This window comes from Enterobacter cloacae complex sp. P13B (assembly GCF_014895915.1).
Classification (GTDB): Bacteria; Pseudomonadota; Gammaproteobacteria; order Enterobacterales; family Enterobacteriaceae; genus Enterobacter; species Enterobacter bugandensis.
Genome location: NZ_JADBQN010000017.1, coordinates 14493 through 40100, shown reverse-complemented (window position 1 = coordinate 40100; position 25608 = coordinate 14493). Strand labels below are relative to the sequence as shown.

Here is a 25608-nt window from a genome sequence, read left to right as displayed (position 1 = left end):
TTTTCAGGGCGTGCCTGTTTCCCAGCCACTTCGACAGGATGTGAATAACCCGTCAGGTACCCGGCCAAGCGTTACGTCGCGAGCCTCCTGCCAGCGCGCGAACTCGCTAATGGCGGACGTTAACCCTTTTTCCAGGCTCGCCGTGACCCTGATGCCCTCTTGCAGATAAAGGGCAATGATTTCAAGCGTGCCGGTCTTGCGGTGCATTTTGGCATCCATGCGTCCGACCAGTTGTCCCTTGTGCAGCAGCGGTAAAACAAAGTAGCCGTATTGCCGCTTTGGCGCCGGGGTATAGCATTCCAGCCGGTAGCTGAAGTCAAACAGCTGCTCGGCGCGTTTTCTGTCCCAAACCACCGGGTCGAACGGCGACAATACCGCGCTGTGGGTCGCCTGAAGGTTCCCCTCCAGAGCCTCGGGCAGCAGAGGGACAAGATCCGCATGCAGCCACATTTCTCCCAGCGTTTCCACCATAACGGGAACAACTCGCTGTTCGCGCTGCCACATCTCAAGCAGAGGCTTCAGCGCAGGCTGACGGAGGCGGTAATAGTCTGCCAGCCATTGCGGACGGAAAATGCCCAGGCTGCGGGCGCTGTTCTCCAGCATGATGGCCTCGGCCGCCTCCTGAGTAAGCAGATCCCGCTCGTCGTCCCAGTGAGGCATCACGCGATGCGTCAGATCATAAACGCGCTGAAAATTACGCCGTTCAATGACCATGACTTTGCCTGACGTGAACAACCCTTCAAGATGACGCTTGTGCGGCTTCCACTCCCACCATCCGCCTGCACCTTTGCGCGGATGTTCAAAATCGGCGGATCGAACGGGGCCGTTTTCCTGAATATGGCTGATAAGCTGCTCTATTTCGGCCTCATGTTCCTCCATCCACGCCTGCCGGTATTTCCATCCCATCTTTTCCGGAGCAAGCATACGGTGACGTACCAGGGCGAAATCGCTACGGGGCAGGAAGCAGGCTTCGTGGGCCCAGTACTCCATCAGCTCCCCTTTGGAGAGCGCCTCATCCAGCCACTGCGGAGGATAACTCCCCAGGCGGCTAAACAGCACCAGGTAAGGGCTACGGGCGACAATGTTAATGGTGTCGATTTGGAGCAGCGACATGCGCTGGACGGTAGAGAGGATATCGGCAGGCTGCGCGCGGCGACGGGGCTTTTTGAGCAGCCCCTGCGCGGCAAGGTGTAAATGACGTGCGGCTGAAAGCGAGAGTTGCGGTAAAGACATGCGTTTTCCTGTCAGTCAAAGCGCCACCAGAACCGCGTAAGCCTCTACTGCACCAACGCAATCAGTTCCTTGAGCAATTGTTCCGGCTGTTCGCCGCTGAGTTCAGCGTCAACCGGCAGATACCACCAGTTTTCTTTCGCAAAGGCACGGCATTTCACCGCATCTTTTTCGGTCATAATGAGCGTCTGGCCAGGCGCGGTAAGCGCCTCAACCTGCTCTGCCACCAGCGCCTGATGGTCAGCCAGCGGAACGCGTTTTTCCAGCCGGGCGCCACACTGCTCCAGCGTCGCGAAGAAGCGCGGCGGATGACCAATACCCGCCATTGCCACCAGCGAAGGCAGTTCTGCAACCGCCCGGCGTTCACCCGTCACCAGGTTGACCGCCATTCCCGGTAACAGACGCATAGGAATTTCACCCGCCTCGGCTTCACCGCCGTTAACAATCACCGCATCAACGGACTTCAGACGCGAAGCGCGTTCACGCATGGGGCCAGCGGGCAGCCACCAGCCGTTGCCGAAACGACGAACGCCGTCGATAACTACAATCTCTTTATCACGCGCCAGAGCGTAATGCTGCAGGCCGTCGTCAGTGATGATGATTTGTGCCGCGTGTTCAGCAAGCAGGGCCTGCACGGCGTCGCTGCGCACCGGGGAGACCGCAACCGGCGCACCGGTACGCTGGAAAATCAATACTGGCTCATCACCCGCTTCTGCGGTCGTGGTTTCCGCCGACAGCAGCAATGGGTAGTGCGCCGCTTTACCACCATACCCACGCGACACCACGCCGGGGCGGATGCCGCGTTTTTGCAACTGCTCCACCAGCCAGATCACCACTGGCGTTTTGCCGTTGCCGCCCGCCGTGAGGTTACCCACCACGACAACAGGAACCGGCGCGCGCCAGGCACGCTTGATCCCCAGACGGTAAAACAGGCGAATAATGCCGCTCACCAGGCCGTACAGCCAGGAGAGCGGCAAAAGCAGCAGCCACAGCGGGGATTCACCGGACCAGATGCGTGCAATCATTCGCCGAACTGCATCTTATGAAGCTGGGCGTAAACGCCACGATGTTCCAGCAGATCGGCATGGCTTCCGCGTTCAACAATGATGCCGTCCTCAACCACGACGATCTCATCTGCCTGCTCAATAGTGGACAGACGGTGCGCAATCACCAGCGAAGTACGGTTCTTTTGCAGTTCATCCAGCGCCGACTGAATCGCGCGTTCAGATTCCGTATCCAGTGCAGAAGTTGCTTCGTCCAGGATCAGTATCGGGCTATCGCGCAGCAGCGCGCGCGCAATGGCGATACGCTGGCGCTGACCGCCGGAGAGCAGTACCCCGTTTTCACCGATTATCGTGTCCAGACCGTTATCCATCTTGTTGATAAAGTCCATTGCATACGCCATACGCGCGGCGTTCTCAATCTGCTCGCGGCTGTACTCATCAGTGCGTGCATAAGCAATGTTGTTGGCAACCGTATCGTTGAAGAGATGCACGTTCTGAGAAACCAGCGCAACCTGGTTACGCAGCGACTGCAGGGTGTACTCCCGCAGATCGTGACCATCCAGCAGGATCTCACCTTCGTTAATATCGTAGAAACGAGTGATGAGGCTCGCAATGGTGGATTTACCGGAGCCGGAGCGGCCTACCAGCGCAACGGTTTTACCTGCCGGAATCGTCAGGTTGATATTGCGCAGAGCCGGCGTTTCGCGGCCTGGATAGGTGAAGGTCACGTTGCGGAACTCCACGTCGCCACGCGCGCGCTCTACCTCGCGTGTACCTTCGTCTTTTTCCTGTTCAGAATCCAAAATGCTGAACAGCGTCTGGCAGGCGGCCATCCCGCGCTGGAACTGGGCGTTCACGTTGGTCAGGGATTTCAGCGGGCGCATCAGGGCAATCATCGAGGAGAAGACTACGGTGATAGTACCCGCCGTCAGCGTCTCCATTACGCTCGGGAAGCTTGCCGCATAAAGAACGAACGCCAGCGCCAGTGAGGCAATCAGCTGAATGATCGGGTCAGAGATGGAAGAGGCCGAGACCATCTTCATCCCCTGCAGACGCATTTTGTTGCTGACTTTGTCAAAGCGTTTGGTTTCAACTTCCTGACCGCCGAAGATCAACACTTCTTTGTGCCCTTTCAGCATCTGTTCTGCGCTGGTCGTCACCTGCCCCATGGTGTTCTGCATATTCTTACTGATATTGCGGAAGCGCTTTGAGACGACGCGGATAGCAATGGACACGACCGGTGCCAGCACGATAAGGATCAGCGAGAGCTGCCAGCTGTAATAGAACATCATTGCAAACAGACCGATGATCGACGCTCCTTCGCGCACGACGGTAATCAGCGCGCTTGAAGAGGAGGAGGCAACCTGCTCTGAATCGTAGGTAATACGAGACAGCAGCGTCCCGGTGGATTGCTTGTCAAAGAATGAGACCGGCATGCCCATCATGTGGCTGAACAGACGACGGCGCATGGTCATAACCACTTTCCCGGAAACCCAGGAGATGCAGTAGCTGGAGATATAGCTGGTGATACCACGTAAGATCATCAGCCCGATAACCACCAGAGGCATCCATAGCAACACTGAGCGATCCGTTTTACCAAAACCGTCGTCCAGTAACGGTTTGAGGAGCGATAACATAAAAGTATCGCTGGCTGCGTTGAGGATTAACGCTACACCCGCCACGATCAGGCCTGCTTTAAAGGGTGCAATCATCGGCCAGAGTCGGCGGAAGGTTTGCCACGTGGAGAGATCTTTGTCGTTATGCATTCAAAAAACCAGCATTTGTTGAAATAGCCGCATATTCTACCCGTTATCTACGGGCGCGCCAAACCACTGATGATACCAAGGGGGTAAAAATTGATCCCGCACGCGCCGGATTTGCCAGCGATGGTGCGAAAATGTCACCGATATTTGCCCGGAATGGGGGGTATCGTGCCAGATATATCCCTCTTTTCGATAGCGCCGGACTACTTTAGCCGACGGGAATCGCCATGCGTTATAGCGGGCCGCTGAATCCAGCGCAATCTCCCCTTCCAGGCGCTGTACCAGCGGCAATGAAGACGAGGTATTGCTGCCGTGATGAGGTACCTGTATGAGTGTGGACGTCAGATATTTCCAGTAATGGCTAAGCATAGCCTGTTCTGCCTGTGCTTCAATGTCTCCCGTCAGCAGAACGCTCTGCTCGCCGTCGTCAATTTTTACCACGCAGGAGTGATTGTTACCCTGAGCCGGATAATTTTCAGTGGGCCAGTGGACGGTGAACGTTAACCCCTGCCATTGCCATCTTTGCCCGCGAAAGCAGGGACGATGCCCAGTCTGGTGCAACGGACTTCTTACCCACATTTCAGGCCATGTTTTTTGCAGCGATACAAGGCCTCCCGCATGGTCGAGATGCTCATGGCTCAGAATGACGCCTTCCGGATGCAGATGATGCCAGCGCAGCCATGGAATAATTAACCGCTGTGCACTATCCCCGCCCGGCCAGGCAAGCCCGGTATCGTAAAGAATGGCTTTTCCCTGTCGTTCAATAACCATTGCCAGCCCCTGCCCCACGTCCAGCATATGGAGCGTCCAGGCGTCGCTTTTCGCCGTTCGCCAGAGGGGAGAAGCCAGCAAGACACTTCCCGCCAGACAAACTGCAGGAACGGTTTTCCAGGCGCGGAAACGCCAGCCGATGAGGATAAGCCACGGCAGTAACGTTATGTACTGCCAGCGCTGGTCCACACTCTGCCAGCCGTCTGGCAGGCGCATCAGCAACCAGAACAACCCGGCAAGCGTCTTATCGGCTGCATACCAGATGCCGCTTTCCAGCCCCTCCAGCGGCAGCAGATGAAGCAGCATGCCGAGTAAAATCAGCGGTACGTAGACAAACGTCACCAACGGCACGGCAAAGAAATTGGCGATCAACGATGAAATGCTAAAGCCATGGAAAATCAGAACCTGTAGCGGCATGAGAAGTAACAGCATGCCGACCTGCAGATAGACCAGGTTCAGCAGCGGACGTATCCGGCGAGCCCACTGCCAGTGAGGAAGCGGCAACCACTGAAACCAGAAAATCAGCGCGGCGACGGCAAATGCAGACAAAAGCAGACTCTGCGAAAGTATGGCTAAGGGATCGCTTATCAGGATCGCCGCGACACAGCAGATCCACACCTGCCATGGAGACCATTGCCGGGAACCGATCCGCAGCGCCGCCAGTACAGCAAGTGCGATGACCGTGCGTAGCGCGGGGGGTTGCAGACCTGTCAGCCAGGCATAGAAAGCAGCAAAGAATACCCCTGCCAGCAGAGGCATCTGCCAGTTGACCCGATGGCAAGGTAATAAAAACTGAAGCCCGCGCACAAGAAACCAGACGATGGAGGCCGCCAGCGCGATATGCAGACCCGAAATCGCCATCAGATGCAGCGTGCCGGTCTCACGCATCAGGTCTTTTATTTCCCTGGGGACATCCAGACGTTCTCCCATGCCCAGCCCGAGGATAACCGCGCCCCAGCGATAAACTGAAAGTCGGTTTTGCAGCGATGTCAGGTATTGCGCTCGCAGGCTGCAGCGTCCATCGATGAGTTCTGCATGGGTAAAACGCCCACTTAGCATTTGATGGCGGGCAATAGCGCTGCGCTGGGGGTCATACCCTCCGTCGTTCAGTTCGCCGTGTACAGGCCTGAGCCGGAGCGTCATCGCCCAGCGCTGACCGGCACACGCTTTCTGCGGCAGATAATGACCATAAAGCGTTACGCCCGTTGACGCCCACCAGCGCTGGCCATCAACGGTGAGTATTTTTCCCTGATGCACAGTGGCACCATCAGTCGCGGCGATCTCCACCTCGGCCTGTATGGCACCTGCGGTTAAATGCTGCATCGGCCAGACGCTCTCTTGCGCGGCCAGAATGCCCCACACGCAAAATAACAGCGTCATCCCCACATACTTCAGCCGTACGTTTTGGCGTGCGGCCAGTGCAACCCCGCCAGCCATCATTATCCAGATGGTATAACGCGATGGCAGTTCAGGTAACCAGAGTAACGGGGCTATCGCCAGAATGGCGCAGATACCTAAAGCGGGAATTCCCATTGCTACCTCCCTGTTTCTGGGTGGCAGTATGCGGGCAGATCGAGCGGGGTGTCAGGCGTGAAAAATGCAATCTACAACAAGCGCTGCATGGTTTTTAGCGCGTTGCAGAAAACGCAACTTAAAATGCGAGACACCTTCAGAATGAAAGTGACGGAGACAAAAAAAGCACCCGCAGGTGCTTTCTTTCGAACCCAGTTTAACCGGCTGGCTAAACTCAGTTGCCGTAAATATTGGCGCGATCGCGCAGTTCTTTACCCGGCTTAAAGTGTGGAACGTACTTCCCTTCCAGCTCGACTTTATCACCAGTTTTCGGGTTACGCCCGGTACGTGGAGCACGATAGTGCAGAGAAAAACTACCGAAACCGCGGATTTCAATGCGCTCGCCCTGGGCAAGAGTGGAGGCCATATGCTCCAGCATCTCTTTTACGGCATCTTCCACTGCCTTGGCAGGGATATGCGGTTGCTGACTGGCAAGTCTTTCAATCAATTCTGACTTGGTCATGATTCCTCCGGTTCCTTTCAAACCAATTAGCTGAACAGCTCATTAAACAAGGGCGGCCGTAGCCGCCCTTTGTTATTGATTACAGGACGAATCCTGCAATCTGTCAAGTCTGCTCATCATCCTTCGCGCTGTAAATGCGTTACAGCTCAAATGATGCTGAGAACCTGATATTACTCGCCTTTAGCTGCTTTGAAAGCTTCAGCCATTGCGTTGTTAGAGAAGTTTGCATCTTCCTGTTTGTTAACAGTTGCGATTGCATCTTTCTCATCAGCTTCGTCTTTAGCACGAACAGACAGGCTGATTGCACGGTTCTTACGGTCAACACCGGTGAACTTAGCTTCAACGTCGTCGCCTACGTTCAGAACCAGAGTGGCATCTTCAACGCGGTCACGTGAAGCTTCAGAAGCGCGCAGGTAACCTTCAACGCCGTCAGCCAGTTCTACGGTTGCGCCTTTAGCGTCAACTGCAGTCACTTTACCGTTTACGATTGCGCCTTTCTTGTTCAGTGCAACCCAGTTGTTGAACGGATCTTCTGCGAGCTGTTTAACGCCCAGGGAGATACGCTCACGCTCTGCGTCAACCTGCAGAACAACTGCAGCGATTTCGTCGCCTTTTTTGTATTCACGAACTGCTTCTTCGCCTGCAACGTTCCAGGAGATGTCAGACAGGTGAACCAGGCCATCGATGCCGCCGTCCAGGCCGATGAAGATACCGAAGTCAGTGATAGACTTGATTTTACCTTCAACACGGTCGCCCTTGTTGTGGGTTTCCGCGAACTGCTGCCATGGGTTGTTTTTGCACTGCTTCAGGCCCAGGGAGATACGACGACGTTCTTCGTCGATATCCAGAACCATCACTTCCACTACATCACCAACGTTAACAACTTTGGATGGGTGGATGTTTTTGTTGGTCCAGTCCATTTCGGAAACGTGCACCAGGCCTTCAACGCCTTCTTCGATTTCAACGAAGCAGCCGTAGTCGGTCAGGTTGGTTACGCGACCAGTCAGTTTAGTACCTTCTGGGTAACGCTTAGCGATAGCTACCCATGGATCTTCGCCCAGCTGTTTCAGGCCGAGGGATACACGAGTACGCTCGCGGTCGAACTTCAGCACTTTAACAGTGATTTCGTCGCCCACGTTCACGATTTCGCTTGGGTGCTTAACGCGTTTCCACGCCATGTCGGTGATGTGCAGCAGGCCATCAACGCCGCCCAGGTCAACGAATGCGCCGTAGTCAGTGAGGTTCTTAACGATACCTTTGACTTCCATGCCTTCCTGCAGGTTTTCCAGCAGCTGATCGCGTTCTGCGCTGTTTTCGGATTCGATAACGGCACGACGGGAAACAACAACGTTGTTACGCTTCTGGTCCAGCTTGATTACTTTGAACTCAAGCTCTTTGCCTTCGAGGTGCAGGGTGTCACGGACTGGACGAACGTCTACCAGTGAACCTGGCAGGAACGCACGAATACCATTCAGCTCAACAGTGAAGCCACCTTTAACTTTGCCGTTGATAACACCGACCACAGTTTCAGCTTCTTCGTAAGCTTTCTCCAGCGTGATCCATGCTTCGTGACGTTTAGCTTTCTCACGAGACAGCAGGGTTTCGCCGAAGCCGTCTTCTACTGCGTCCAGAGCAACGTCAACTTCGTCACCAACCTGGATTTCCAGCTCGCCCTGGGCGTTTTTGAACTGCTCAGCCGGAATGGCGGACTCAGATTTCAGACCGGCGTCAACCAGTACTACGTCTTTGTCGATAGCAACAACAACACCGCGAACGATGGAACCCGGACGGGTTTCGATTTCTTTTAAGGATTCTTCAAACAGTTGAGCAAAAGATTCAGTCATGTTTAATCTTCAGGTTAATATTAACGTCCACCTGGCTCCGTGCCGGATGGGGTTGTTTCACATACCCGCCGTCAATCCATTGCAGCGGGGGTACTGCTAAATCGGGCGCGATTACGCGAGTGCCAGTTTTTGGCGCGCATATTGTAGCGCTTTTTCAATCACTTGCTCAATAGTTAAACTGGTTGAATCCAGAACTAATGCATCTTCTGCAGGAACAAGCGGTGCGACGGCGCGGTTACGATCGCGGTCATCGCGCTCTTTTATCTCGGATAAAAGGCGATCAAAGTTAACACTAAACCCCTTTTCCTGCAACTGAAGCATACGGCGTTGAGCACGTTCTTCCGAAGAGGCGTCAAGGAAGATTTTTACTGGCGCATCAGGGAAGACCACGGTTCCCATGTCGCGTCCATCAGCGATCAGACCCGGGGCTTCACGAAACGCTCGCTGGCGACGCAGCAGCGCCTCGCGAACGCGTGGGAAAGCCGCCACCTGGGAGGCCGCATTAGCGACTTCCTGCGTACGGATTTCGCCGCTCACGTCTTCCCCTTCCAGAATCACTTCCAGGTTGCCATCGGTGGAAACAAAACGCACATCCAGATGCGCAGCCAGCGGTACCAGCGCTTCTTCAGAGGCGACATCCACGTGATGATGCAGCGCAGCCAGCGCCAGCACGCGATAGATTGCTCCCGAATCTAAAAGATGCCATTGCAATGCTTCCGCCATCGCTTTGCACAGAGTACCTTTCCCTGCGCCACTCGGCCCATCAATGGTGATTACCGGGGCAACTGCCGTCATCTTTTTCTCCTTAAATAAGGCATACCGTTAACATGAACGCCGCGCATTATACGCGCCAACGTGCGCAACTGTTACCTTTGCGTGCAAATTACGGAATGATAGAAGCAGAGTGTAGAAGAAATGAGCGGGAAAGATCGTCAGGAAGCGTAAGGAAATGCCGCATCAGGTGATGCGGCAAGACTTCATCATGCCAGGGTGCTAATGCGCGCCAGCTGTTCGAAATAGTCCGGGAAGGTTTTCGCCGTACATTTCGGATCGAGAATGGTCACAGGGGTATCGGACAGCGCCACCAGCGAGAAACACATCGCCATACGGTGATCGTTATAGGTCCCGATTTCAGCAAAGTTCAGTTTTGCCGGAGGGGTAACGCGAATGTAATCTTCGCCCTCTTCTACCTCAGCGCCGACTTTACGCAACTCGGTTGCCATCGCGAACAGGCGGTCCGTCTCTTTTACGCGCCAGTTATAGATGTTGCGCAGCGTGGTGGTGCCTTTGGCAAACAGCGCCGCCGTGGCAATGGTCATCGCCGCATCCGGGATATGGTTCATGTCCATGTCGATGGCGTTCAGCTCACCGTGGGTACAGGAGATGAAATCATCCCCCCAGGTGACAACCGCGCCCATTTTTTCCAGCACGTCAGCAAAACGAATATCGCCCTGCACGCTGTTGCGGCCAATGCCGGTCACTTTTACCGTACCGCCTTTAATCGCGCCAGCGGCAAGGAAATAGGATGCGGATGAAGCATCGCCTTCAACCAGGTAGTTGCCCGGCGACTGGTACTGCTGCGCGCCGCGAACCACGAAACGCTGAAAAGACTGGTTTTCAACCTCAACGCCGAAGGTTTTCATCAGATGCAGCGTAATATCAATATACGGTTTGGAGACCAGCTCACCTTTAATCGTGATAACCGTATCCTGCGGGGCCAGCGGCGCGGTCATCAGCAGCGCCGTCAGGAACTGGCTGGAGACGCTGCCGTCAACCTCGACGGTACCGCCGGTAAAGCCCCCGCGCAGACGCAGTGGCGGGTAATTTTCCTGCTCCAGATACTCAATCTGCGCGCCGCCCTGACGCAGGGCATCTACCAGATGGCCGATCGGACGTTCCTTCATGCGCGGCTCGCCGGTCAGCACGATGTTATTGCTCCCGAGGCACAGGGCTGCCGCCAGCGGACGCATCGCGGTACCCGCGTTACCCAGAAACAGCTCAAGCTCGTCACTCGCCTGCAGCGCGCCGCCGTTGCCGGTCACTTCGCAGCGGGTACGATCGTCAGAGAGTGTGTAATGAACGCCCAACGCTTTCAGCGCATTGAGCATATGGCGCACGTCATCGCTGTCCAGCAGGTTGGTGAGGACGGTGGTGCCGTTTGCCAGAGCTGCCAGCAGCAGAGCGCGGTTCGAGACACTTTTTGAACCAGGCAGATTGATGGTGCCATCTACCCGCGCGATAGGTTGTAACGTCAGGGATTCCATGAAAACTAAACTCTCAACTCAACATAATAAAAACCCCGCAGGGACGCTGCGGGGGTGAAAAACAGCAAATTAACCGTGACGACGTTCGAAGTCGATCATGAAATCGGTCAGGGCCTTAACGCCTTCCAGCGGCATGGCGTTATAAATGGAAGCACGCATCCCGCCAACCACACGATGGCCTTTCAGCGCGTGCAGACCCGCTGCGAACGACTCTTCCAGGAACACGCTGTCCAGGCTGCTGTCTGCCAGCTGGAACGGTACGTTCATGCGGGAACGGTTCGCTTTCGCTACATCGTTACGGTAGAAATCGCTCTTGTCGATCGTGCCGTACAGCAGCTCGGCTTTTTGCTGATTGATCTTGTCCATCTGCGCCACGCCGCCGTTTTGCTTCAGCCATTTGAAGACCAGCCCGGAAAGGTACCAGGCAAACGTTGGTGGGGTGTTGAACATGGAGTCGTTGTCATTCAGGATGGTGTAATCCAGGATTGACGGGCAGGACTTATGGGCTTTACCCAGCAAGTCTTCACGCACGATGACGATAGTCAGGCCCGCAGGACCGATATTTTTCTGCGCGCCCGCATAGATAACGCCGTAACGGCTGACGTCTAGTGGCGCAGACAGAATGGTGGAGGAGAAGTCGGCGGCAACCACAACGTCTTTGCCGAAGTCTGGCGTCTCGTCGATGGCAATCCCGTCAATGGTTTCGTTCGGGCAGTAGTGAAGGTAGGCGGCGTTATCAGAAAGCTGCCACTCGCGCATTGGCTTCACGGCGCGCAGACCGTCAACGGTCACTTTGGCGTCAATAACGTTCGGCGTGCAGTATTTGTGCGCTTCTTTTACGGCGCTTGCCGCCCAGTAACCCGCGTCAACGTAGTCAGCCGTCGTTTTGTCGCCCAGGATATTCAGGGGTACGCCAGCAAACTGGCCGCGTCCACCGCCGTGACAGAACAATACTTTGTAGTTCGAGGGAATGTTCAGCAGATCGCGAAAATCCTTTTCTGCCTCTTCCGCCACCTGAATAAACTCTTTACCCCGGTGGCTGATTTCCATCACCGACGTACCCAGACCGTTCCAGTCACACAGCTCCTGTTGAGCCTGTTTGAGCACGTCTGCCGGTAACATTGCCGGACCTGAACTGAAATTAAAAACTTGAGCCATTTCCCCTCACCACGCTAAAAGCCATAAGTTATAACTGTGGATATCGGTTTTATCATTCAGTGACACGCGCCGCAATGTCTAAAACTTATGACCGGGGAAATGTGCCCTTCGTCACACAAAACAATCTGCCGCCTCGTCGTCACAAAACCGACAAAATCGCTGTCAGACGAGGCGTTTAGCCCGGCTAACCTTTGTCCATTCCGGATTTGCACAACGAGGGCATAATTGATGATCGCCTGCATGCATCCCCACAACATGACTACATTTTATACATGCATACTCCCCGGTTTCAGGTATCACCCTGAACCGTTCTACTAACATATCCGGCAGGATACACAGGCCGGGCTTAACGTCGTCATCAGCATAGTAATAGACGCTGATTTGCCCATTGGTTTCCATAATAGCCAGCCGCACCTGCCCGAGCTGTTCAACGCTATTCAGGCGCAGCTCCATGAAGAACTCAAACTCGGTCATATTGGCGCTTTGCACATTTTCCCAGGCCAGTTGACCGTCCTCGACAATAACGACCGGTTTCCCTTCAAGCAGATCTTCCAGCTTTTCACTTTTTGACATCAGCCACATCACCAGCCGGTAAAGCAAGGCGAGGGAAACAAAAACGATAAACACCGGCACCATCGGCACGTCGTCATAAAACGCGACGTCCCCCGCCGCCGAGCCCAGCGTCAGGATGATCAGCACTTCAAACAGCGACATCTGACGAACGCCACGACGGCCGGTAATTTTGAGAAACAGGAAGACGAGTACGAAGGTATACAGGCTGCGCAGCGCCACTTCGCCCAGAAATTCAGGTGGAACTTTATCAAACGCCATCCGCTGGAGATCAAATGCTTTCATTTTTCTATGCCTTAACAGTCAGTTACTGCTACTAAGCATAGCCCAGCCATTTATTTTCGCCGGAGATAGCACCCGTCACGCAAAACCCGTATCATTGCGCGCTTTACGTACGATAAAAGTGAACGCCATGACTCAAACGTTTATCCCCGGCAAAGACGCCGCTCTGGAAGATTCCATCGCTCGCTTCCAGCAGAAACTGACCGACCTGGGCTTTAACATCGAAGAAGCCTCCTGGCTCAATCCGGTGCCTCACGTCTGGTCCGTGCACATTCGCGACAAAGACTGCGCGCTCTGCTTTACCAACGGTAAAGGTGCGACGAAAAAAGCGGCACTGGCCTCTGCGCTGGGTGAGTATTTTGAGCGTCTGTCCACCAACTATTTCTTCGCTGACTTCTGGCTGGGTGAAACCATCGCCAACGGCCCGTTCGTTCACTATCCGAACGAAAAATGGTTCCCGCTGACCGAAGACGATGAACTGCCGGAAGGCATTCTGGATGGCCGTCTGCGTGCCTTCTACGATCCGGAAAACGAACTGACCGCCAGCATGCTGATCGATCTGCAGTCTGGGAATGAAGAGCGTGGGATCTGCGCCCTGCCGTTCACCCGTCAGTCTGACGAGCAGACCGTCTATATCCCGATGAACATCGTCGGCAACCTGTATGTGTCCAACGGTATGTCCGCCGGTAACACCCGCAATGAAGCGCGCGTGCAGGGCCTGTCTGAAGTGTTCGAGCGTCACATTAAAAACCGCATCATCGCTGAATCCATCAGCCTGCCTGAAATTCCGGCAGACGTGCTGGCGCGCTACCCGGGCGTGGTGGAATCCATCGCGAAGCTGGAAGCGGAAGGTTTCCCAATCTTTGCCTATGACGGCTCGCTGGGCGGTAAATATCCGGTTATCTGCGTCGTGCTGTTTAACCCGACTAACGGAACCTGCTTCGCCTCCTTCGGCGCGCATCCTGACTTCGGCGTGGCGCTGGAGCGTACCGTGACCGAGCTGCTGCAGGGCCGTAGCCTGAAAGATCTCGACGTGTTTACGCCGCCAACGTTTGACGATGAAGAAGTGGCCGAGCACACCAACCTCGAAACCCACTTCATCGACTCCAGCGGTTTGATCTCCTGGGATATGTTCAAGCAGGACGCGGACTATCCGTTCGTGGACTGGAGCTTTGCCGGTACCACCGAAGAAGAGTTCGCTACATTGATGGCAATCTTCGACGCCGAAGATCAGGAAGTCTACATTGCCGACTACGAACACCTGGGCGTTTACGCGTGCCGCATCATCGTACCTGGCATGTCCGATATCTACCCGGCGGAAGATCTGTGGCTCGCAAACAACAGCATGGGCGCGCACCTGCGTGAAACCCTACTCTCCCTGCCGGGCAGCGAGTGGGAAAAAGAAGATTATCTCAACCTGATAGCCCAGCTGGACGATGAAGGCCACGATGACTTTACCCGCGTGCGCGAGCTGCTGGGTCTGGCGACCGGGAAAGACAACGGCTGGTACACGCTGCGCATCGGTGAACTGAAAGCGATGCTGGCCCTCGCGGGCGGCGATCTGGATCAGGCTCTGGCCTGGACAGAATGGACCATGGAGTTTAACCAGTCGGTCTTCTCCGCCGAGCGCACCAACTATTACCGCTGCCTGCAAACCCTGCTGCTGCTTGCACAGGAAGACGATCGCGAGCCACTGCAGTACCTGAACGCTTTCGTACGTATGTACGGTGCTGAAGCGGTTGAAGCCGCCAGCGCGGCGCTGAGCGGTGAAGAGCCGTTCTACGGTCTGCAGGCGGTTGACAGCGATCTGAAAGCCTTCCCGGCGCATCAGTCTCTGCTGAAGGCCTATGAAAAGCTGCAGAAAGCAAAAGCCGCTTACTGGTCAAAATAAACGCATATAACATTAACGGCAGTAGGCGTATTCAATCGTCTGGGCTATATTACGGGGCAATTTCATTGCCCCGTTTTTTATTCTCTTCGGCAATGATTGTTGATTGTAATAATAAAGTTAAACACGGGTAAATATAATAATATTTGCCTGGGCTTTATTGTTACTTTTTATGGTAAATACTCCATATTAATTAACTGTTTCGAAGGGGGCCGAACGAAAAAATTCAACTCTTTTCATAACTTTTAAAATTTATTTTTATACGGATAATCAAATACTTACACCGCATTTGTTGTAAAACCATACATACTGCGGGCCTATAAGCCAGGCGAGATATGATCTATATCAATTTCTCTTCTATAATGCTTTGTTAGTATCTCGTCGCCGACTTAATAAAGAGAGAGTTAGTGTGAAAGCTGACAACCCTTTTGATCTTTTACTCCCCGCCGCGATGGCAAAAGTTGCCGAAGAAGCGGGTGTCTATAAAGCAACGAAACACCCGATGAAGACGTTCTATCTGGCGATCACCGCTGGTGTGTTCATCTCTATCGCTTTCGTCTTCTACATCACCGCCACCACCGGTACTGCCGGAATGCCTTTCGGCATGGCCAAACTGATTGGCGGCATTTGCTTCTCACTGGGTCTGATTCTCTGCGTCATTTGCGGCGCCGACCTCTTCACCTCAACGGTGCTGATTGTTGTCGCGAAAGCCAGCGGAAGAATTACCTGGGGTCAACTGGCGCGCAACTGGCTTAACGTCTACGTTGGTAACCTGATTGGCTGTCTGCTCTTTGTTCTGTTGATGTGGCTCTCTGGCGAGTATATGACCGCCAACGGTGGCTGGGGGCTTAATGTCCTGCAAACCGCTGACCACAAAATGCATCACACATTTATCGAAGCCGTTGCTCTCGGCATCCTCGCAAACCTGATGGTCTGCCTGGCTGTATGGATGAGCTACTCGGGTCGTAGCCTGATGGATAAAGCCATGATTATGGTTCTGCCGGTTGCGATGTTTGTTGCCAGCGGCTTCGAGCACAGTATTGCGAATATGTTCATGATCCCGATGGGGATTGTTATCCGCAACTTTGCAAGCCCGGAGTTCTGGACCGCAGTTGGTTCATCCCCGGAAAGTTTCTCTCACCTGACTATTATGAATTTCATTACTGATAACCTGATCCCCGTCACTATCGGGAACATTATCGGTGGGGGTCTGTTAGTTGGGTTGACATACTGGGTCATTTACCTGCGTGGCGGCGACCATCATTAATGGTTGTCTCAGGCAGTAAATAAAAAATCCACTTAAGAAGGTAGGTGTTACATGTCCGAGCTTAATGAAAAGTTAGCCACAGCCTGGGAAGGTTTTGCGAAAGGTGACTGGCAGAATGAAGTCAACGTCCGTGACTTCATTCAGAAAAACTATACCCCGTATGAAGGTGACGAATCCTTCCTGGCTGGCGCAACTGACGCGACCACCAAGCTGTGGGACAGCGTAATGGAAGGCGTTAAACTGGAAAACCGCACTCACGCGCCAGTTGATTTTGACACCTCCGTTGCATCCACCATCACTTCTCACGATGCTGGCTACATCAACAAAGCCCTTGAGAAAATTGTTGGTCTGCAGACTGAAGCACCACTGAAACGCGCCATCATCCCGTTCGGTGGTATCAAAATGGTTGAAGGTTCCTGCAAAGCGTATAACCGCGAGCTGGACCCAATGCTGAAAAAAATCTTCACCGAATACCGCAAAACCCATAACCAGGGCGTATTCGATGTTTATACCAAAGACATTCTGAACTGCCGTAAATCTGGCGTTCTGACTGGTCTGCCAGATGCCTATGGCCGTGGCCGTATCATCGGTGACTACCGTCGCGTTGCGCTGTACGGTATCGACTTCCTGATGAAAGACAAATACGCGCAGTTCGTTTCCCTGCAGTCTGACCTGGAAAACGGCGTAAACCTGGAAGCGACTATCCGTCTGCGTGAAGAAATTGCTGAACAGCACCGCGCGCTGGGTCAGATCAAAGAGATGGCGGCTAAATACGGCTGCGATATCTCTGGTCCTGCGACCAACGCTCAGGAAGCTATTCAGTGGACCTATTTCGGCTACCTGGCCGCTGTTAAGTCTCAGAACGGTGCAGCAATGTCCTTCGGCCGCGTATCCACCTTCCTGGATGCGTACATCGAACGTGACCTGAAAGCAGGCAAAATCACCGAGCAAGACGCTCAGGAAATGATTGACCACCTGGTCATGAAACTGCGTATGGTTCGCTTCCTGCGTACCCCAGAATATGATGAGCTGTTCTCTGGTGACCCAATCTGGGCAACAGAATCAATCGGCGGTATGGGCGTTGACGGCCGTACGCTGGTTACCAAAAACAGCTTCCGCTTCCTGAACACCCTGTACACCATGGGTCCTTCTCCGGAGCCAAACATCACCGTTCTGTGGTCTGAAAAACTGCCTCTGAACTTCAAGAAATTCGCCGCTAAAGTGTCCATCGACACCTCTTCTCTGCAGTACGAGAACGATGACCTGATGCGTCCGGACTTCAACAACGACGACTACGCTATCGCTTGCTGCGTGAGCCCAATGGTTGTTGGTAAACAAATGCAGTTCTTCGGTGCGCGTGCAAACCTGGCGAAAACCATGCTGTACGCTATCAACGGCGGCGTTGATGAAAAACTGAAAATGCAGGTTGGTCCTAAGTCTGAGCCAATCAAAGGCGACGTGCTGAACTATGACGAAGTCATGGAGCGCATGGACCACTTCATGGACTGGCTGGCTAAGCAGTACGTGACCGCGCTGAACGTTATCCACTACATGCACGACAAGTACAGCTACGAAGCCTCTCTGATGGCGCTGCACGACCGTGACGTTATCCGCACCATGGCGTGTGGTATCGCAGGTCTGTCCGTTGCGGCTGACTCCCTGTCTGCAATCAAATATGCGAAAGTTAAACCAATTCGTGACGAAGACGGCCTGGCCGTAGACTTCGAAATCGAAGGCGAATACCCGCAGTTTGGTAACAACGATTCTCGCGTTGATGACATGGCGGTTGACCTGGTAGAACGTTTCATGAAGAAAATTCAGAAACTCACTACCTACCGTAACGCTATCCCGACTCAGTCTGTTCTGACCATCACCTCTAACGTTGTGTATGGTAAGAAAACCGGTAACACCCCAGACGGTCGTCGTGCTGGCGCGCCATTTGGCCCAGGTGCTAACCCAATGCACGGTCGTGACCAGAAAGGTGCTGTAGCTTCTCTGACCTCCGTTGCTAAACTGCCGTTTGCTTACGCGAAAGATGGTATCTCTTACACCTTCTCTATCGTGCCAAACGCGCTGGGTAAAGACGACGAAGTGCGTAAAACTAACCTCGCGGGTCTGATGGATGGTTACTTCCACCACGAAGCGTCCATCGAAGGTGGTCAGCACCTGAACGTGAACGTGATGAACCGTGAAATGCTGCTCGACGCGATGGAACATCCTGAGAAATATCCTCAGCTGACCATCCGCGTATCTGGCTACGCAGTACGTTTTAACTCCCTGACGAAAGAGCAGCAGCAGGACGTTATCACCCGTACTTTCACTCAGTCCATGTAAGTGGAATTGACTGAAATCACGCGTTAAAAAGCGTACAATAAAGGCTCCACGCAAGTGGGGCCTTTTTAACACCCTCGCTTCACCAGTCTCTTTTGTCCGCTATCTATACTTTATGGATAACAGCCAAAACAGACTCGACATAGCCTTTGAGCTGTGCAACTACACTGGCCCCCGGATGGGCCAAATTCGGAGATATCACCGCAATGTCAACTATTGGTCGCATTCACTCCTTTGAATCCTGTGGCACCGTCGATGGCCCGGGGATCCGCTTTATTACCTTTTTCCAGGGCTGCCTGATGCGCTGCCTGTACTGCCATAACCGCGACACCTGGGACACGCACGGCGGTAAAGAAGTCACCGTGGAAGATCTGATGAAAGAGGTGGTGACCTACCGCCACTTTATGAACGCATCCGGCGGTGGCGTGACCGCGTCCGGCGGTGAAGCTATTCTTCAGGCTGAGTTTGTCCGCGACTGGTTCCGCGCCTGCCATAAAGAAGGCATTCATACCTGTCTCGACACCAACGGCTTTGTACGCCGCTACGATCCGGTCATTGATGAACTGCTCGACGTGACCGATCTGGTGATGCTCGATCTCAAACAAATGAACGATGAGATCCACCAGAATCTGGTTGGCGTTTCTAACCACCGTACGCTGGAGTTTGCCAAATACATCGCCGATAAAGGCATCAAAACCTGGATCCGCTACGTTGTTGTTCCCGGCTGGTCAGATGACGATGACTCCGCGCATCGCCTGGGTGAATTTACCCGCGACATGGGCAACGTCGAGAAAATTGAGCTTCTGCCCTATCACGAACTGGGTAAACATAAATGGGTGGCGATGGGCGAAGAGTACAAGCTTGATGGCGTGAAGCCGCCGAAAAAAGAGACGATGGAACGCGTGAAAGGTATTCTTGAGCAGTACGGCCACAAGGTCATGTATTAAAGAGAAGGCCCGGTAAGAACCGGGCCTTTTTATATTCTATTTAAAGACGCCGTTAATTACGGAGGTCACAATCGCCGTACTCAGCGCAATTAAGACCAGATCGTCCCCGACCACGCGCCATTCATAGCCCGGGTAGGAAGGAAGCTGGCCGAGCATAGAGGCTGGTACGGTCTTCTTCGCAATGCCCGGAGGAAGCGGTTTACCGCGTGCGAGGTTTTTCGCAATCCCCGGAGGCAGAGACTCATAGCCCGTTAAGCCATAATTCAGTGCCAGGTGGCGGGCATGATCGAAGCTCACGCGAGCGTCGACGTCATTACCGACATCTTTGCTGTTTTTGAAGCTCTTATCCGATTTTCCAGGGTTTTCCTTTCCGCTATTTTGCTTATTACCATGGTTACCGGAATTACCAGAATTCCCGTTACCATGATTGCCGCCATTACCTTGTCCGCCACTGTTTCCATGACCACCGCCATTCCCGTTTCCAGGATTCGCCATGACCGGAGCCGTTGCAAACGTTAAAGACAACACTACGGCAAGTGCGGTAGTGGAAAAACGACGTATAGACATGATTGTTGCCTTTTGTGGTAGAACTCATTTGAATTATCGCCAGGCGGGGAAAACAAACAATGCGTAAAAGTCTTATATGTGACAGGGACAAAAAAGCCTGTCATCGACAGGCTTTTATTTAATCAGGCGTGCGCCACAGGGGTTGGATGCTCGCCCGCTTTGCGCAGCATCATCAGGAGATAAATAAACGACACGCAGGCAATCATGATAAACAGCAAATTGTCGGAATAATTCTGCATCAGCATCGCGGTAAATGTCGGTCCCAGCAGGCTACCGATGGTATAGCTTAATAATAGCGCCTGGTTCATTGCCACGAGCTGGTGATGTTCTACTTTCTCACAGGCCCACGCCATCGCGACCGGGTAAAGCGTGAATCCTGCGGCCCCGAGAATAAACAGTGCAGGCGCCATCGCGGCGTTACTGAGCATCGCAAGGCATCCCATGATCACCACGAAGACCTGAACGCGCAGCACCAGCAGACGACCAAAACGGTCCGCCAGGCGGCCAATCGGCCATTGCCCCACAATACCCGCACTGACCATCACCGCCATCCAGAAACCAATTCCGGAATCGCTGACGCCCTGATGATTCAGGTAGAGCGGCATCAGGCCATAGAGCGAGCCCAGTACAATTCCCGAAATAATGCAGCCGTTTACGCCCAGACGCGCCTGACGGAGTCTCAACATCGGCCAGACGTGGGTCGCTTCCTGATGTTCGCTGTTCTGGTTCACAATGCGCGTAAAGAGCAGCGGCAGGATCGCGGCCAGCACCATGCCGGTTACCCACGGCAGTACGCTCATCAGGTCGGTTGGCAGTTTGCTGACCATCAGTTGACCCAGAACGGTACCGACGTAGTAAACCATCATATAGGCCGCCAGAAGACGTCCGCGGTTGCGGGAGGTACCGCTACACATCAGCGCGCTTTCAACCACCACCCAAATCATCGCGCAGCCGACGCCGGCGATAAAGCGCCATGCCATCCAGCTCCAGAAGCCCACCATCAGACCCAGACCGGCGCACCCGGCAGCGAAAATCAGCGAGGCCAGATAATAGCTGCGATTAAAGCCAAAACGCTTAATCAGGCTACCGGTTAATAATGTGCCCAACAGGTTCCCGGTAAAAAAGGACGAGCTGACCATACCCACCTGCCAGGTCGGTAAGTTTTCATGGGCGAGCCACAGCGGGACGAGCGTGTTTAACACGGCGATCGCCAGGGTCAACAGAAGCAGGCCACAGAGCAACAGGAGCACTGGCCGGGTATAGGTGGTCATGGATTAAAAACCGTGAGGAAGTTCAGATTTCGTGCGCATCATGCCACTGGCAAAAACAAAGTCAATCCACAGATTTAACCGGCTCGCACAATATGTTCCCTGTCGATTTAAAAAACTTATCCTGCTAATGCAGCGCCTGCTATAGATATTAATTATGTGTCTGTTTTTATTTATCAATGACCGAAATTAAAACAAAACGACAGTCGAAAAATTTCATGAATGAAAAAAGAAAAGCCGGGCGCTATGTCCCGGCTTTTTATAACGAAAAATGAAATTAGCTGGCGATAGCCATACCGACCGTCATATGCAGGCCGTAAAACACACCGCGACCAATTAACTCCCCTGCCAGCACCAGCACAAAAGCCAGTGACAGGAGCGGCAGTGCAGGCTGATAACCTTTAAGCTGAGGGGCGATCCAGCACGCCAGCGCAGCTGCCAGCAACACCACACGCCAGGCCATCAGCGAACCGTAGTCCGGCACCAGCGCAGAAGCCTGCTGGATAGAGCTGTGAATGGTTGCCAGCTCGGCCCCCTGCATCAGGGCGACCATCGCGCTCACCACCAGCGCCAGCAGCGAAACGGCTGGCAGCAGACGCATTGCCCAACCGTTTACCCCCGCCACGCGCAGCAGCAGGTAGCCCAGCAGCGGCCCGCCGATAAACATCGTCAGGAAGAAACTCATCGGCGTCCAGACACTGTACCAGGTTGGAACGGTATCGATGGTGTTATAGACGCGCACCATCATCCACACGAACACCACGCCCAGTACCATGGTGACGATCAGCCACAGGCTGCGCAGGCCCGCAGGCAATTTTTTCAACGCAGCCAGCAGCCACCCCAGCCCGCCGACGGCAAAGAAGATTGCCCCGCTGGCAATTTCGTTACTGAGCGACGATGCCCCCACGCGGTTCAGGGAGTTGAACGCGCGCATCGGTGAGCCCAGGTGCAGCGTAGAGGCGATAAATCCAATCCCCATCAGCACCCACAGGCCAAACATGCTCAACACTAAACGCTGCTGCTGTTCGGCATTGAGGTTCCCTTTTAACAGCGCCAGCGCCAGAACAATAAAGCCGCCCACTACGCACTGCCCAAAGACCGTGAAGATCATCAGCGGCCATTCATGCCATCCACTTCCCATCTCACACCTCCTTCGGATTTGCCAGGTAGCCGGTGGTGTCACCCGTCGGACGGCTGTTGGCGTTAGGTTTAATGACAATACTCGGCTTGGTGAAGTGCGCTGACGGCAGCGGTGCCACAGCGGCAAGCTGACCGTGTTTCTGACGCAGCTCTTCTATCGGACCAAAATCCAGCGCGCGCAGCGGGCAGGACTCGACGCAGATTGGCTTTTTGCCGTCCGCTACGCGGCTGTGGCAGCCGTCGCACTTGGTCATATGTCCTTTGGCGGCGTTGTACTGCGGCGCGCCGTACGGGCACGCCATATGGCAGTAGCGACAGCCGATGCAGACATCTTCATCCACCACCACAAAACCGTCCTCCCGCTTGTGCATCGCCCCGCTCGGGCACACCTTGGTGCAGGCCGGATCTTCACAGTGGTTACAGGCAATCGACAGGTAATAGGCAAAGACGTTCTGATGCCAGACGCCGTTATCTTCCTGCCAGTCGCCCCCGGCGTATTCGTAAATGCGGCGGAAGCTCACGTCCGGGGTGAGATCTTTATAATCTTTACAGGCCAGCTCGCAGGTTTTGCACCCGGTGCAACGGCTGGAATCAATGAAAAATCCATACTGGGTTGTCATCGGTTACTCCTTAAACCTTTTCAACCTGGACAAGGTTTGTGTGAGACGGGTTGCCTTTCGCCAGCGGCGACGGACGCTGCGTGGTCAGGACGTTAATACTGCCTGCCTGGTCGATGCGGTTGGCATCCGGGCTGTACCAGGCCCCTTCCCCCAGTGCCACTACGCCAGGCATCATGCGCGGTGTCACTTTGGCTTCAATGTGTACCTCGCCGCGACCGTTAAAGATACGCACGCGATCCCCGTTACGGATACCACGTGCTTTGGCATCCATCGGGTTGATCCACATCTCCTGGCGGCAGGCGGCCTTCAGTACGTCAACGTTGCCGTAGGTGGAGTGCACGCGCGCCTTGTAGTGGAAACCGGTCAGCTGCAGCGGGAATTTCGCCGTCAGCGGATCGTTATAGTTTTCGAACCCCGGCGTGTAGATCGGCAGCGGATCGATAACATCTCCTTCCGGCAGCTCCCAGGTAGACGCGATTTTTGCCAGCGCTTCGGAGTAGATTTCGATTTTGCCCGACGGCGTGGTCAGCGGATTCGCCTGCGGATCTTCACGGAACGCTTTATACGCCACGTGATGCCCTTCCGGGTCACGCTGCTTGTACATGCCCTGCTTGCGGAAGGTGTCGAAGTCCGGCAGGTCTGGAATGGCTTTACGAGAGAGCTCGTGCAGATGGCGCATCCACCCTTCCTGAGTACGCCCTTCGGTAAACTGCTGTTCGACGCCCAATCGCTTCGCCAGTTCGGAGGTCATCTCATAGATGGTTTTGCACTCGAAGCGCGGCTTGATGGCCTGGTCGGTAAAGATCACGTAGGACATGTTGCCGCAGGAAGCGTCCAGCGCGAAATCCATCTGCTCAGACGCGGTGCAGTCCGGCAGCAGAATATCGGCATATTTTGCCGAGGAGGTCATGTGGCAGTCGATCACCACAATCATCTCGCACTTCTTGTCGTCCTGCAGAATTTCATGGGTGCGGTTGATTTCCGAGTGCTGGTTGATAAGGCAGTTGCCGGCGTAGTTCCAGATCATCTTGATCGGCACATCCAGCTTGTCTTTGCCCCGAACGCCGTCGCGCAGCGCGGTCATTTCCGGGCCGCGCTCGATCGCGTCAGTCCACATAAACATGGAGATGCTGGTCTGAACCGGGTTATCCAGCGTCGGCATCCGCTCAAACGGCACTTCATAAGAACCTTCGCGCGCGCCGGTGTTACCGCCATGAACGCCGACGTTGCCGGTCAGAATTGAAAGCATGGAGATAGCGCGGGTGGCGATTTCACCGTTCGCATGACGCTGCGGTCCCCAGCCCTGGCTGATGTAGGCCGGTTTAGCTGAACCAATCTCACGCGCCAGCTGAACAATGCGCTCGACCGGAATACCGGTGATGGTGGAGGCCCACTCCGGCGTTTTCGCTACGCCGTCGCTGCCCTGGCCGAGAATATATGCCTTGTAGTGACCATTGGCAGGGGCACTGGCTGGCAGCGTTTTCTCGTCATAACCGACGCAGTATTTATCAAGGAACGGCTGATCGACGAGGTTTTCAGTAATCATCACCCACGCCAGCGCGGAAACCAGTGCCGCATCGGTACCGGGACGAATGGGGATCCACTCATCTTCGCGCCCGGCACCGGTGTCGGTATAGCGCGGATCGATAATGATCATGCGGGCATTAGATTTGGCGCGGGCCTGTTCGAGGTAGTACGTCACCCCGCCGCCGCTCATGCGGGTTTCGCCCGGGTTGTTACCGAACAGGACGACCAGCTTACTGTTTTCGATATCGGACGGGCTGTTGCCGTCGGCCCAGCCGCCGTAGGTGTAGTTCAGACCTGCGGCAATCTGTGCGGAAGAGTAGTCGCCGTAGTGGTTGAGATAACCGCCGCAGCAGTTCATCAGACGCGCGACCAGCGTTTTACCCGGTGGCCAGGAGCGAGTCAGCGTGCCGCCCAGCGTCCCGGTGCCATAGTTCAGGTAGATGGACTCGTTGCCGTACTCTTTGATCAGGCGCTGCATGTTGGTGGCGATAATGTCGTAGGCTTCGTCCCAGCTAATGCGCTCAAACTTCCCTTCCCCACGCTTACCGACACGCTTCATTGGGTATTTCAGACGATCCGGGTTGTAGACGCGGCGACGCATGGAGCGACCGCGCAGGCAGGCGCGAACCTGGTGTAACCCTTCGTAGTTATCGTCCCCGGTGTTGTCGGTTTCGACATACTTAATTTCGCCATCCACCACGTGCATACGCAGCGGACAACGGCTACCGCAGTTTACGGTACACGCACTCCACACCACTTTTTCCGGAGCTGCGGCTGCGGATAGTGCGTCCGCCGCCGACGCCAGCCGGGTAAAAGGGAGCGTGAAGGCGCTGCTGGCTACAGCCAGGCCGCCTATTGCCGTGGTTTTCATCAACCCACGGCGAGTGACCTCGGCAGCCATTAACGCTTCAGGCGCTTTGATTTTCATAGAGACTCACTTTGGTTGCTCACAAAGAAAAAAGAGGCGGCACGAACCGCTATATAGTTTTGTAAATAACGAATTACTTCGTTATCAGCGTCTTATGCTGACTTTCATTCGGAGGAGTATTACTACTTTAGAGGGAGGGGGTATTGCGTAGTGTCAATTCATAGGCATAAAAAAAGCGCCCGAAGGCGCTTTTTTGTTGTGAGG

At 54.4% G+C, this 25608-nt stretch carries 19 protein-coding genes; 4 read left to right on the top strand and 15 right to left on the bottom strand.

Annotated elements, in window-relative coordinates; all coding sequences use genetic code 11:
- Positions 1-3 precede the first annotated feature (3 nt).
- The 10 genes from IM273_RS09340 to IM273_RS09295 form a co-directional block, all read right to left on the bottom strand.
- Positions 4-1233 carry a winged helix-turn-helix domain-containing protein gene (locus IM273_RS09340; protein ID WP_193051770.1) on the bottom strand — a complete coding sequence of 410 codons (1230 nt, stop codon included), beginning with the start codon at positions 1231-1233 and terminating at the stop codon, positions 4-6.
- Between the two features lie 44 nt (positions 1234-1277).
- Entirely contained in the window at positions 1278-2255 is a 978-nt protein-coding gene (gene lpxK, locus IM273_RS09335) for a tetraacyldisaccharide 4'-kinase (RefSeq protein ID WP_047368212.1), read from the bottom strand.
- Complete coding sequence (gene msbA / locus IM273_RS09330) at positions 2252-4000, bottom strand: lipid A ABC transporter ATP-binding protein/permease MsbA (RefSeq protein WP_028012570.1); 1749 nt, start codon at positions 3998-4000, stop codon at positions 2252-2254. Before msbA ends, lpxK begins: the two co-directional genes overlap by 4 nt.
- A 36-nt stretch (positions 4001-4036) precedes the next feature.
- The gene (locus IM273_RS09325; protein WP_193055542.1) at positions 4037-6301 is read right to left on the bottom strand and encodes a ComEC family protein; all 2265 of its coding nucleotides are present in this window, start codon (positions 6299-6301) and stop codon (positions 4037-4039) included.
- A gap of 214 nt (positions 6302-6515) precedes the next feature.
- Positions 6516-6803, bottom strand: a complete 288-nt coding sequence (gene ihfB / locus IM273_RS09320; RefSeq protein ID WP_008499965.1) for an integration host factor subunit beta — start codon at positions 6801-6803, stop codon at positions 6516-6518.
- 170 nt (positions 6804-6973) lie between these two features.
- Positions 6974-8647: a 30S ribosomal protein S1 gene (gene rpsA, locus IM273_RS09315; RefSeq protein WP_008499966.1), complete on the bottom strand. Its 1674-nt coding sequence runs from the start codon at positions 8645-8647 to the stop codon at positions 6974-6976.
- A gap of 111 nt (positions 8648-8758) precedes the next feature.
- Positions 8759-9442, bottom strand: a complete 684-nt coding sequence (cmk, locus tag IM273_RS09310) for a (d)CMP kinase (RefSeq protein WP_013097305.1) — start codon at positions 9440-9442, stop codon at positions 8759-8761.
- A 185-nt stretch (positions 9443-9627) separates the two neighbouring features.
- Entirely contained in the window at positions 9628-10911 is a 1284-nt protein-coding gene (gene aroA, locus IM273_RS09305; RefSeq protein WP_193051771.1) for a 3-phosphoshikimate 1-carboxyvinyltransferase, read from the bottom strand.
- Positions 10912-10980: 69 nt separating this feature from the next.
- Entirely contained in the window at positions 10981-12069 is a 1089-nt protein-coding gene (serC, locus tag IM273_RS09300) for a 3-phosphoserine/phosphohydroxythreonine transaminase (protein ID WP_028012567.1), read from the bottom strand.
- Between the two features lie 162 nt (positions 12070-12231).
- Positions 12232-12924, bottom strand: a complete 693-nt coding sequence (locus tag IM273_RS09295) for a DUF421 domain-containing protein (protein ID WP_028012566.1) — start codon at positions 12922-12924, stop codon at positions 12232-12234.
- Positions 12925-13051: 127 nt separating this feature from the next.
- On the opposite strand from IM273_RS09295, the gene ycaO reads away from it, so the two are divergent.
- The 4 genes from ycaO (at position 13052) to pflA (ending at position 19354) form a co-directional block, all read left to right on the top strand.
- Complete coding sequence (ycaO, locus tag IM273_RS09290; protein WP_049136587.1) at positions 13052-14812, top strand: 30S ribosomal protein S12 methylthiotransferase accessory factor YcaO; 1761 nt, start codon at positions 13052-13054, stop codon at positions 14810-14812.
- Positions 14813-15218: 406 nt separating this feature from the next.
- On the top strand, positions 15219-16076 hold the full coding sequence (gene focA, locus IM273_RS09285; RefSeq protein ID WP_028012564.1) for a formate transporter FocA: 858 nt from the start codon (positions 15219-15221) through the stop codon (positions 16074-16076).
- A 51-nt stretch (positions 16077-16127) separates the two neighbouring features.
- The gene (gene pflB, locus IM273_RS09280) at positions 16128-18410 is read left to right on the top strand and encodes a formate C-acetyltransferase (protein WP_023332542.1); all 2283 of its coding nucleotides are present in this window, start codon (positions 16128-16130) and stop codon (positions 18408-18410) included.
- Between the two features lie 203 nt (positions 18411-18613).
- Complete coding sequence (gene pflA, locus IM273_RS09275) at positions 18614-19354, top strand: pyruvate formate lyase 1-activating protein (RefSeq protein WP_028012563.1); 741 nt, start codon at positions 18614-18616, stop codon at positions 19352-19354.
- A 36-nt stretch (positions 19355-19390) separates the two neighbouring features.
- Here the strand turns inward: pflA and IM273_RS09270 are convergent, their stop codons facing one another.
- The 5 genes from IM273_RS09270 to dmsA form a co-directional block, all read right to left on the bottom strand.
- Positions 19391-19921: an anti-virulence regulator CigR family protein gene (locus IM273_RS09270; RefSeq protein WP_047368209.1), complete on the bottom strand. Its 531-nt coding sequence runs from the start codon at positions 19919-19921 to the stop codon at positions 19391-19393.
- Between the two features lie 122 nt (positions 19922-20043).
- Entirely contained in the window at positions 20044-21192 is a 1149-nt protein-coding gene (locus IM273_RS09265; RefSeq protein ID WP_193051766.1) for an MFS transporter, read from the bottom strand.
- 274 nt (positions 21193-21466) lie between these two features.
- Positions 21467-22330 (bottom strand): dimethyl sulfoxide reductase anchor subunit family protein, encoded by an 864-nt coding sequence (locus tag IM273_RS09260; RefSeq protein ID WP_193051765.1) that lies wholly within the window; start codon positions 22328-22330, stop codon positions 21467-21469.
- 1 nt (position 22331) lies between these two features.
- Positions 22332-22949, bottom strand: a complete 618-nt coding sequence (locus tag IM273_RS09255; RefSeq protein ID WP_014883208.1) for a DMSO/selenate family reductase complex B subunit — start codon at positions 22947-22949, stop codon at positions 22332-22334.
- Positions 22950-22959: 10 nt separating this feature from the next.
- Positions 22960-25404, bottom strand: coding sequence for a dimethylsulfoxide reductase subunit A (gene dmsA / locus IM273_RS09250; protein ID WP_028012559.1), 2445 nt, complete (start codon positions 25402-25404; stop codon positions 22960-22962).
- Positions 25405-25608: the final 204 nt, after the last annotated feature.